The following is a 10,485-nucleotide window of genomic DNA, read 5'->3' as shown; positions in this document are numbered from 1 at the left end:
GGGTGAAGCCGGTCGAGCCGATGACGATGCTCTTGCCGAGCCGCGCGCAGACGGCGATGTTCTGCAGCGTCACTTCGGGAAAGGTGAAGTCGATGAGCACGTCGGCATTGGCCAAGGCCTCTTCGAGGCTGCCGGCGATCTGCACGCCGAGCGCCCCGCAGCCGGCCACCGAGCCGGCATCGGTGCCGATCAGGGCGTGCCCGGCCCGCTCGACGGCGCCGGCCAGCTCCAGCCCTTCGGCCTCATTGATGGCGGTGATGATCCGCCCGCCCATACGTCCTGCTGCGCCCGTTACAGCAACCTTGATCATGAAATGGTTCCTCTTGTGGTTTGCACTACCCCCCCGCCCTTCGGGCACCCCCCCCTGTGAAACAGGGGGGGCTGGGGGGGGTCAGATCAGCTTGTAATTCGCCATCACGCCCTTGAGCTTCTCCAGGCTCGCCGGCTGCAGGCCGACGAGCGGCAGGCGGACGTCGGCGCGGCATTTGCCGATGAGCGACAGGGCGGTCTTGACCGGCACCGGGTTGCTCTCGATGAACATGGCGTTGTGGATGTCGAGCATGCGCAGGTGCATCTTCTTCGCGTCATCCCAGCGTCCCTCGTTGACCGCCACCACCATCGCCTTGACCTCTTTCGGCATGAGGTTGGCGGTGACCGAGATCACCCCCTTGGCGCCGCAGGCCATCAGCGGCAGGGTGAGGAAGTCGTCGCCGGAGAGGACGTCGATCTTGTCGCCGGCCTTGTCGAGGATCTCGCTCGCCTGGGTGATGTTGCCGGAGGCTTCCTTGATGGCGACGATGTTGGCGAACTCGGCCAGGCGGATGGTGGTCTTCGCCTCCATGTTCATGCCGGTGCGCCCCGGCACGTTGTAGAGGACCTGCGGCAGGGCGACGGCCTCGGCCAGCGCCCGGTAGTGCTGGAAGAGGCCCTCCTGGGAGGGTTTGTTGTAGTAGGGGGAGACGAGCAGCACCCCGTCGGCGCCCATCTTCTTGGCGTGCAGGGAGAGTTCGATCGCCTCGGCGGTCGAGTTGGAACCGGTGCCGGCGATGACCGGAATGCGCTTCTTCGTCTGCTCGATGCAGACCTGGATGACCCGGTCGTGTTCCTCGTAGTCGAGGGTGGCCGATTCGCCGGTGGTGCCGCAGGGGACGATGCAGTCGGTGCCGTTCTCAATCTGGAACTCGATGAGCTGACGGTAGGTCTCCTCGTCGAAATTCCCCTGGCTGTCGAACGGGGTGACGATGGCGACCATGGATCCCTTGAACATGAGACTCCTCCTCCAGGAAGATATTAAAAAGATGTTTTTACCCCGAATTGAGCCGTATTGGTAACATACCTGCCGGGGAAAGTCAAAGGGCCTACAGCCCCGCCTGCGGCCTCGCTTCGGCTGGTGCGGAGAGCTGGCTTTCGACCGTGTTCCCGCGGAGCCGGATGACCGCGCGCACCGAGTAAATATAGGTACGCCCGTTTTCGACGCCGTAATCCTCGAAGGCCGGTTCGGCCAGGATTTCCGGGTTCACCGGCGCAAACGCGAAGGGCTCGTCACCTTCCCGCCGGTACAGGTTGTAGCCGAGCAGTTCGGCCTCCGCCCCTGCCTCGGTCACCGGCTGCCAGCGCAGCCGCACCATCCGGTCGTGGTCTTCGGCGGCCAGACCGCCCGGCGCTGCCGGCGGGTTGACGAAGGGGAGCCGCAGAATGACCGGGGCGCCCTCGCGACGCTTGGTGTTGACCGGCACGATCCGGTACTGATAGCCGAAGCCCGGCTCGAGTTCGGTGTCCCAGAGATAGAGCCGGTCGCCGACCCGGCGCACCTCACGCAGGTAATCCAGGTCGACCTCCTCGAGCAGCACTGAGGTGTCGCGGCACTCCGGGCAATCGTCGGCAAGGTCGTAGCGCATCTTGTACACCCTGAATTTCTCGAGATTCTTCAACTCCGAGCCGTCCTGGTTGCGGACCGGCGGGCGCCAGGCGACGAGAAAGCGGTCCCCTTTCTGCTGCACCGTCAGCGCCTCGGGAGCGGCGGGAAGCGGCTGTCTGAGCGGCTGCACCGGCCCCTTTTTGCCGCAGCCGGCGGCAAAGACGAGGAGGAGCAGAATGGCGATCGTTCGTAGAGGCAATTCATGAATTGCCCCTGCATGGCGCCGGCCGGACATCACGCCTTCCCCTTCCGCTCGGCGCGCGCCCGGGCGATCTCCCGTTCGACCGCTTCGCGGGCGGTGCCGCCGGTGGCGCGGCGGGCGTTGACCGAGGCTTCGAGGGTGACGAATTGGTAGATGTCGGCCTCGATGAGCGGCGAAAACTGGCGGAACTCCTCAAGGCTGAGCTCGGGGATGTCCTTGCCGGTCTCGATGCAGTAGCGCACCGTCTTGCCGACCACTTCGTGCGCCTGGCGGAAGGGGAGCCCCTTGCGCACCACGTAGTCGGCGACGTCGGTGGCGGTGGAGAAGCCGCGGGCGGCGGCGATGCGCATGTTCTCGGCCCGCACCCGCAGGTCGCGGATCATGTCGGCGAAAATCTTGAGCGAGCCCTTGACCGTGTCGATGGTGTCGAAGAGCGGCTCCTTGTCCTCCTGCATGTCCTTGTTGTAGGCGAGTGGCAGCGACTTCATCAGGGTCAGCAGGGCCATCAGGTTGCCGTAGACCCGTCCGGTCTTGCCGCGCACCAGTTCGGGGACGTCGGGGTTCTTCTTCTGCGGCATGATCGAGCTGCCGGTGCAGAAGGCATCGGTCAGCTCGATGAAGGCGAAGTCGGCGCTCGACCAGAGGATCAACTCTTCGGAAAGGCGCGACAGGTGCATCATCAGGATGCTCGAGGCGGCGCAGAACTCGAGGGCGAAGTCCCGGTCGGAGACGCTGTCGAGGCTGTTGCGGGTCACCCCGGCGAAACCGAGCTGCGCAGCGACGAACTCGCGGTCGATGGGGAAGGTGGTGCCGGCCAGCGCCCCGGCCCCCAGCGGCAGATAGTTGAGGCGCCCCAGCACGTCGGCCATGCGTCCGGCGTCGCGCTTGAACATCTCGTAGTAGGCGAGCATGTGGTGGGCGAAGAGGACCGGCTGGGCGGTCTGCAGGTGGGTGTAGCCGGGCATGATGACGGTCAGGTTCTGCTCCGCCTGGGCGAGCAGCGACTCCTGCAGGGCGTCGAGGTAGCCGAGGACCGCCTTGACCTCGTCGCGCAGGTAGAGGCGGACGTCGAGGGCCACCTGGTCGTTGCGCGAGCGGGCGGTGTGCAGCTTGCCGCCGACGGCGCCGATGCGCTCGATGAGGCGCGCCTCGATGTTCATGTGGATGTCCTCGAGGGCGATGGAAAACTCGAAATTCCCCGCCTCGATGTCGGCGAGGATCGACTCGAGTCCCCGCAGGATGGTCTGCGCCTCGTCGTGGGAGATGATCCCCTGCTTCGCCAGCATCCGGGCATGGGCGATCGAGCCCTGGATGTCGTAGCGGTACATCCGTTTGTCGAAATCGATGGAGGCGGTGAACTCCTCAACGAACTTGTCGGTCGGCTGGGTAAAGCGGCCGGCCCAGGGTTTGTCCTGACTCATGGGTACTTCGCTCCCGGAAATGTTCTGAAGAAAGTTGTTTGCAGCAAAATTCGCGAACCCGAACTTAAAGGATCTTTCCCTCTCCCTCATCCTCATCAATAACCCCGCGCACCATCTCTTCGCCGGACATCCGCACCCAGCCGCTGTCGCGGGACGGGCGAAAGATACTGTGAATTTTCAGCGGCACCCGGGTGGTTCGCGGGTCGAGCTCATGGAAGAGGGGGAGGTTGAAATAATACAGCCGGGTTTCCCGGCCGAAGCGCAGGCGGCAGACCGGCAGGCCGTCGAAGTCGTCGGTGGCGAACTCGGCGAGCCGGACCCGCTCCAGCTTGTGGCTCTTGTGCAGAATCACCGCCGAATAGCCGAAGGTCGCTTTCGGGTCGCCGGCGCCATAGTCGGTATCCCCGGCCGTGTTGCAGAAGATGGTGGTGGCGTCGCGCACGCCGGGGGTGTACTCCAGGTACTCGCCGTAAAAGCCGTTGACCACATCGCGAAACGCCGGATGTTCCGGCTTCGGATTGCATTCGATCACCGCCAGCAGGTCGAGGCGCTGGCGGGTTTCGAAGAAGAGCTGGTTGGCTTTTTCGATGATCACGCTGATGTTCGACTGGTAGAGGTCGCGGTAGACGTAGTCGAGGCAGATCAGCGCCATGAAGTTGAAGCAGGTCGGGTGACAGCGGAAGAGCGGAAAGACTTTCCCCCGGTAAAGGTCATGCAGGGCGTCGAGATTCTCCTCGCCGACGAAGGGATGGCTTTTCGCCTCGAGAAAGACCCGCAGCCGCCCGTCGTTCTCCTTCACGGCGATCACGCACCAGTTGACCGGAGCCTGGTCGACGTCGCCGGCCTCCAGATCCTCGGTCACCGAGGCGAGCGCTTCGGCATTGTCCTCCCGGTAGGTCTCGAGCCACCGCCGGTATTCACCGAGGCGGATATGCTCGACGCCGAAGACGGTGACCGTGTTGGGCCGGAACTGCTCTTTGATCAGCGTCAACGCCTCGGGGACGCAGGCCGCCGGCAGGGTCGATTCGGGAAACAGCAGGAAGTGCAGTTTCTTCAGGTTGCCCGTGCCGGCGCCGACCAGTTCCAGGATCGAGCGGACCTGGTCCCACTTGGCGTCGCGATTGGCGACCTGGTAGGCGAAGTCGGTGCGCCGCAGCCGGTTGGGGAGCTGGCAGACCATGCAGTGCTGGTGGTGTCCCTGGGGAAAGGCGACGTTGATGTCTTTTTCAACGATACGGACCATGCCTGCCGCCTGCTCAATTCTGCTGAAAATCCGAACCGCCGGGGACTTCCCCTTCGGCGGAGCGCGGCGGCGGGGCGCCGTTGCCGAAGCCGACCCCGGGGAAGACCTTGGCCAGGATGTGGCGGGTGCCGGGGGTGAGGTCGAAGGCAGGCAGCCGCTCCTTGTCGATCCAGGCCGCCTCGGTGCATTCGACGCCGTTGGGACGCAGCTCCCCGGAGAGGGGGGCCGCCCGGTAGTAGAGGATGACGAAGTGCTCGCGGTCCGAGCCGACCTGCAGGTGCTCGAAGACGTCGATCAGCCCCTCGACCCGGACCTCGATGCCGACCTCTTCGCGCACCTCACGGTGCAACGCCTCGAGGATCGCTTCGCCGAGGTCGATCTTGCCCCCCGGCATCACCCACTGGCCGCAGAAGGGATGGATGCAGCGGCGGGTGAGCAGCACCCGCTCCTGCTCATCGATGATGCAGGCCACGACGGAGGTCTTAATCGATTGCTTGCGAAATTCCATGACAAGTCCGTAGGGGCGCAGCATCCGGCCGCCGCAGCCGGCGCTGCTCTGACGGAGGTGGCTGCTGCGCCCCTACCGCGGGACGGCTATTTCCGGTTAGCCCGCTGTATCGCGGCGATGCGCATGCGCAGGGCGTTGAGCTTGATAAAGCCTTCGGCATCGGCCTGGTTGTAGACCTGGTCGGCCTCGAAGGTGGCGAAGTCGACGTTGAACAGGCTGTCGGTGGCCGAGTCGCGGCCCACGACCCGGCAGTGACCCTTGTAGAGCTTGATGCGGGCCTTGCCGTTGACCGTCTGCTGGGTGGCATCGATCAGCGTCTGCAGCGCCAGGCGCTCGGGCGAGAACCAGTAGCCGTTGTAGACCATGTCGGCGTAGCGCGGCATCAGGCCGTCGCGCAGGTGCATGACTTCGCGGTCCATGGTGATCGATTCCACCGCCCGGTGCGCCTCTTCGAGGATGGTGCCGCCGGGGGTTTCGTAGACGCCGCGCGATTTCATGCCGACGTAGCGGTTCTCGAGCAGGTCGACCCGGCCGATGCCGTGCTTGCCGCCGAGCTCGTTGAGCTTGGCGAGCAGGTTGGCCGGCGAGAGGCGCACGCCGTTGACGGCCACCGCATCCCCTTTCTCGAACTCGATCTCGACGTACTCGGGCTGGTCCGGGGCGTCCTCGGGGCGCCTGGTGAGCACGTACATCTCCTCGGGGGCCTCGGCCCAGGGGTTCTCCAGGATCGCCCCTTCGAAGGAGATGTGCAGCAGGTTGCGGTCGGAACTCCAGGGGAACTTCTTGCTGGTCGGCACCGGAATGCCGTGCTTCACGGCGTACTCCTCCAGGGCGGTGCGGCTCTTCAGGTCCCACTCGCGCCAGGGGGCGATGACCTTGATCGCCGGATCGAAGTGGTAGTAGGCGAGCTCGAAGCGGACCTGGTCGTTCCCCTTGCCGGTGGCGCCGTGGGAGACGGCGTCGGCTCCTTCCTTGGCGGCGATCTCCATCTGCGCCTTGGCGATCAGCGGCCGGGCGATGGAGGTGCCGAGGAAGTAGCGCCCCTCGTAGATGGCGTTGGCGCGGAACATCGGGAAGACGAAGTCGCGGGTGAACTCCTCCTTGAGGTCGACGATGTAGCTCTTGCTGGCGCCGGTCTTCTTCGCCTTCTCAGGGATGAAATCGAGCTCCTCCCCCTGGCCGAGGTCGGCCGAGTAGGCGATGACCTCGCAGTCGTACTCTTCCACCAGCCATTTGAGGATGATGGAGGTGTCGAGCCCGCCGGAATAAGCCAGGACAACTTTTTTTGCCGAACCTTTTCTGGACATGAAATGTCTCCTTTTAAAGGATGAAGGATGAAAGGCAAGTATGAAGTATGAAGGAAGAGGGATGAAGGTTTGAAATCATCCTTCATAATTCATCCTTCATCCTTGCAGCTTGATGACATATGTATCGGCGATCTTGTCGTGCAGTCCCTGCTTGCGGGAATCGAAGGCGACCATCAGATAGCCGATGCCGAGCAGCAGTTTGGACAGGAACTTGCCGACCACCTCCCGAAGGAGGCCGCGAACGTAACCGACTTCCGTGCCGTCGGTGCGAATGACCTTGACCCGCACCGCCATCTTGCCCGGCGTCTGCCCGCAGTAACCGATGAAGAAGACCCGGTAGGCGTAGCCGAGGACCAGGCCGAAGGCGGCGACGGTGAGCATGATCATTCGCCCCTCGCGGCTGTGGAATCCGGGTTCCAGTCCGCTGATGCGGATGAGCAGCGAGCCGAGGGCCGACTCCAGCAGACCGAGCGCCAGCATGTCGAGCAGGCTGGCGACGGCCCGGATCCAGAACCCGGCCTTGAGGGCTGCCGCGCCGCTCGCCGTCGAGGCACCGGTGGCGGCCGGCGAAACTCCGACCCCGATCGGCTGCGAGATAACCGGTTCGGCGGCGTTCGGCTGGCCGGTCTCGTCCCGGCTGAACGGGAAGATCTGGCGGCAGCGGGGGCAGGTCACCCGCAGCGGTTTTTCCGGGAGGCGCGCCGCCTCCACCTGTCGGGAGAAGCCGCAGTGGGGACAGGTGAGAATCATATTGAAACCCGGTAAAAGGTCAAAGGTTAAATCTTGTGCCTTGAACCTTTTACCTGCCTTTCATCAGGGTGGCCATGATCGCCTTCTGCACGTGCAGGCGGTTCTCCGCCTCGTCGAAGACGACTGAATGCGTTCCCTCGATCACCTCGTCGGTGATCTCTTCGCCGCGGTGCGCCGGCAGGCAATGCAGCACGATGCAATCGGGCTTCGCCAGGGCGACCAGCTTGCCGTCCAGACAGTACCCGGCAAAGGCATGTTCCCGCTGTTTCTGCTCCGCTTCCTGCCCCATGCTCGCCCAGACGTCGGTGTTGAGCACATCGGCGCCGGACACCGCCTCCTCCGGGTCCTCAGTGATGGTGATCCTGGCCGACCGGGCTTGCGCCCATTCCCAGACATGGAGATCGGGTTCGTACCCCTGCGGGCAGGCCAGGGCAAGCTCGAAGCCGAAGATGGCTGCCGCCTCGATCCAGGAATTCGCCATGTTGTTGCCGTCGCCGACCCAGGCGAACTTGCGACCTGCGTGCCCCCCTTTGTGCTCCATAACGGTGAAGATGTCGGCCATCACCTGACAGGGGTGAAACTTGTCGGTGAGGCCGTTGATGACCGGTACCGAGGCGTAGCGGCCGAACTCCTCGACAATCTCCTGACCGTAGGTGCGGATCATCACGCCGTCGCAGTAGCGGGAGAGGGTGCGGGCGGTGTCCCTGATCGGTTCGCCGCGTCCCATTTGGGAGGTTCCCGAGGCGATGAACAGGGGCTGGCCGCCGAGCTGCCAGACGCCGACCTCAAAGGAAACCCGGGTGCGGGTCGACGACTTCTCGAAGATCAGCGCCACACTCTTCCCCTCCAGAAGCCGGTGCGGCTCGCGGCGCTTCTGCTTCGCCTTGAGGTCCTTCGTCAACGCGAAAATCGCTTCCAATTCCTCCCGGCTCCAGTCGGCCAGAGATAAAAAGTCTTTTTTCATTGCCTGCTCCTGAAACAATTACAGGGTAGGGGCACGGCATGCCGTGCCCCTACGATTCAAATCTCCGCCAGGATGCCGTCGAGGATGCCGATCATCTCGTCGATCTCCGCCTTGCTCACCGTGAGCGGCGGCACGAAGCGCAGCACCGTGTCGTGGGTGACGTTGAGCAGCACCCCCCGCTCATGCCCCTTCTTGACGATGTCGCCAGCCGGGATGGCGAGGCCCATGCCGATCATCAGGCCGATGCCGCGCACCTCGGTGACGCAGGGATATTTGCTGCCAAGGGTTTTGAGGGCGGCCAGCAGATACGCGCCCATCTCCACTCCCCGCGTCAGCAGGCCGTCCTCCAGCAGGGTCCGCACGGCGGCGAGGGCCGCGGTCGTCATCAGCGGGTTGCCGCCGAAGGTGGAGCCATGGGTGCCGGGGGTGAAGGCGGCGGCGACCTCCTCCCTTGCCAGCATGGTGCCGATGGGGGCGCCGCCCGCCAGGGCCTTGGCGAGGGTCATGATATCGGGAGCCACGCCGAAGTGCTCGTAGGCGAAGAGTTTGCCGGTTCGCCCCAGGCCCGTCTGGACTTCGTCGAGGATCAGCAGCAGGCCATGCCGGTCGCAGATCTCCCGCACCTGCCGCAGGTAGTCGGGGGCCGGGACGTTGATCCCGCCCTCGCCCTGGATCGGCTCCAGCATGACGGCGCAGGTGTCGGGGGTGACCGCCGCCGCGATGGCCGCCGCGTCGTTGAACGGGACATGCTTGAAGCCGTGCAGCAGCGGATCGAAGAAGCGTTGCACCTTCTCCTGGCCGGTGGCCGAGACGGTTGCCATGGTGCGGCCGTGGAACGACTCGGCGGCAGTGATGATGGCGTAGCGCTCGGGGCCGTATTTCTCCCGGCTGTATTTGCGGGCGAGTTTGATCGCCGCCTCGTTGGCCTCGGCGCCGCTGTTGCAGAAGAAGGCCCGGTCGGCGAAGCTGCGGCTGCAGAGGAGTTCGGCCAGTTCGATCTGCTGCGGGATGTGGTAATAGTTCGAGCAGTGGATGAGGGTCGCCGCCTGCTCCTGGATGGCCCTGACCACCCTGGGGTGGCAGTGGCCGAGGTTGTTGACCGCCACCCCGGCGAGGAAGTCCAGATAGCGCCTGCCGTCGGCGTCCCAGAGCACGCACCCTTCGCCCCGCACCGGGACGATGGGGTAGCGCCCGTAGGTCTTCATGATATAGCGGTCGCCCTTGTCGATCCACTCTTGCGAGGTCATTTCACAATCTCCGTCCCTATGCCCACGTCGGTGAAAATTTCCAGGAGCACCGCGTGCTCCACCCGGCCGTCGATGATGTGCGCCTTCTTCACCCCCTCGTTCAGGGCGTCGACACAGCAGGTCACCTTGGGGATCATGCCGCCGGTAATGGTGCCGCCGTCGACCAGGCTCGGCACGTCGCCCGCGGCGATGCTCGGCAGCAGCGTGCCGCCGGCGTCCTTCACCCCCTCGACGTCGGTCAGCAGGATCAGCTTCTCTGCCTTGAGCGCTGCCGCCACCCGGGCGGCGACCAGATCGGCGTTGATGTTGTAGCTCTCGCCGCCCGCGCCGACCCCCACCGGGGCGATGACCGGAATAAACTTGCCGTGCTCCAGGGTTACGATGAGCTCCTGGTTGACCTTGACCACGTCGCCGACGAAGCCGATGTCGATCTGTTCGGTACTGCCATCCTCGCGCCTGACCTCCTGCAGCAGCTTTTCACAAAGCAGCAGGCTTCCATCCTTGCCGGAGAGCCCGACGGCCCGGCCGCCGTGCTGGTTGAGGTAGCCGACCACGTCCTTGTTCACCTGGCCGACCAGGACCATTTCAACCACGGCCATGGTCTCGGCGTCGGTGACCCGCATGCCGCGGACGAACCGGGAGACGATGCCGTAGCGCTTGAGGGTCTCGTTGATCTGCGGTCCGCCGCCATGGACGATGACGGCATTGATCCCCAGGGACTTGAGGAGGATGACGTCGAGAGCGAAGGATTCCTTGAGCCGCTCCTCGGTCATGGCGTGGCCGCCGTACTTGATGACGAAGGTCTTGTTGGCAAAGCGCTTGATGTACGGCAGCGCCTCCATCAGCACGTTGGCCTTGTTGATCAGTTCCTGCATGGGTTGTCCTCGATGTTTCGGTAGGGGCGACCCGCTGGGTCGCCCTGGGC

Annotated in this window: 11 protein-coding genes; all 11 read right to left on the bottom strand. The window is 64.5% G+C overall.

Annotated elements, in window-relative coordinates:
• Window positions 1-310 (bottom strand): 4-hydroxy-tetrahydrodipicolinate reductase (locus VD811_03965; protein ID HXV20134.1); only part of this gene is annotated, 310 nt, incomplete at its 3' end.
• A gap of 81 nt (window positions 311-391) precedes the next feature.
• Entirely contained in the window at window positions 392-1,267 is an 876-nt protein-coding gene (gene dapA / locus VD811_03960; GenBank protein ID HXV20133.1) for a 4-hydroxy-tetrahydrodipicolinate synthase, read from the bottom strand.
• Between the two features lie 91 nt (window positions 1,268-1,358).
• Window positions 1,359-2,153 (bottom strand): fibronectin type III domain-containing protein, encoded by a 795-nt coding sequence (locus tag VD811_03955; GenBank protein ID HXV20132.1) that lies wholly within the window; start codon window positions 2,151-2,153, stop codon window positions 1,359-1,361.
• Complete coding sequence (argH, locus tag VD811_03950; protein HXV20131.1) at window positions 2,153-3,541, bottom strand: argininosuccinate lyase; 1,389 nt, start codon at window positions 3,539-3,541, stop codon at window positions 2,153-2,155. The genes VD811_03955 and argH overlap by 1 nt, the downstream gene beginning before the upstream one ends.
• 64 nt (window positions 3,542-3,605) lie before the next feature.
• Window positions 3,606-4,784, bottom strand: coding sequence for a hypothetical protein (locus VD811_03945; GenBank protein HXV20130.1), 1,179 nt, complete (start codon window positions 4,782-4,784; stop codon window positions 3,606-3,608).
• 13 nt (window positions 4,785-4,797) lie between these two features.
• The gene (locus VD811_03940) at window positions 4,798-5,316 is read right to left on the bottom strand and encodes an NUDIX domain-containing protein (GenBank protein ID HXV20129.1); all 519 of its coding nucleotides are present in this window, start codon (window positions 5,314-5,316) and stop codon (window positions 4,798-4,800) included.
• Between the two features lie 62 nt (window positions 5,317-5,378).
• Window positions 5,379-6,599 (bottom strand): argininosuccinate synthase, encoded by a 1,221-nt coding sequence (locus VD811_03935; protein ID HXV20128.1) that lies wholly within the window; start codon window positions 6,597-6,599, stop codon window positions 5,379-5,381.
• A 96-nt stretch (window positions 6,600-6,695) separates the two neighbouring features.
• Window positions 6,696-7,349 carry an RDD family protein gene (locus VD811_03930; GenBank protein ID HXV20127.1) on the bottom strand — a complete coding sequence of 218 codons (654 nt, stop codon included), beginning with the start codon at window positions 7,347-7,349 and terminating at the stop codon, window positions 6,696-6,698.
• Window positions 7,350-7,398: 49 nt separating this feature from the next.
• Window positions 7,399-8,313, bottom strand: a complete 915-nt coding sequence (gene argF, locus VD811_03925; protein HXV20126.1) for an ornithine carbamoyltransferase — start codon at window positions 8,311-8,313, stop codon at window positions 7,399-7,401.
• Window positions 8,314-8,369: 56 nt separating this feature from the next.
• Window positions 8,370-9,560, bottom strand: a complete 1,191-nt coding sequence (locus VD811_03920) for an acetylornithine transaminase (protein ID HXV20125.1) — start codon at window positions 9,558-9,560, stop codon at window positions 8,370-8,372.
• Window positions 9,557-10,435, bottom strand: coding sequence for an acetylglutamate kinase (gene argB / locus VD811_03915; protein ID HXV20124.1), 879 nt, complete (start codon window positions 10,433-10,435; stop codon window positions 9,557-9,559). The genes VD811_03920 and argB overlap by 4 nt, the downstream gene beginning before the upstream one ends.
• Window positions 10,436-10,485 lie beyond the last annotated feature (50 nt).

Source organism: Desulfuromonadales bacterium (assembly GCA_035620395.1).
GTDB lineage: Bacteria > Desulfobacterota > Desulfuromonadia > Desulfuromonadales > DASPGW01 > DASPGW01.
Note: the sequence above shows the minus strand (reverse complement) of the source record. Positions and strands in the feature narration are given on the sequence as shown.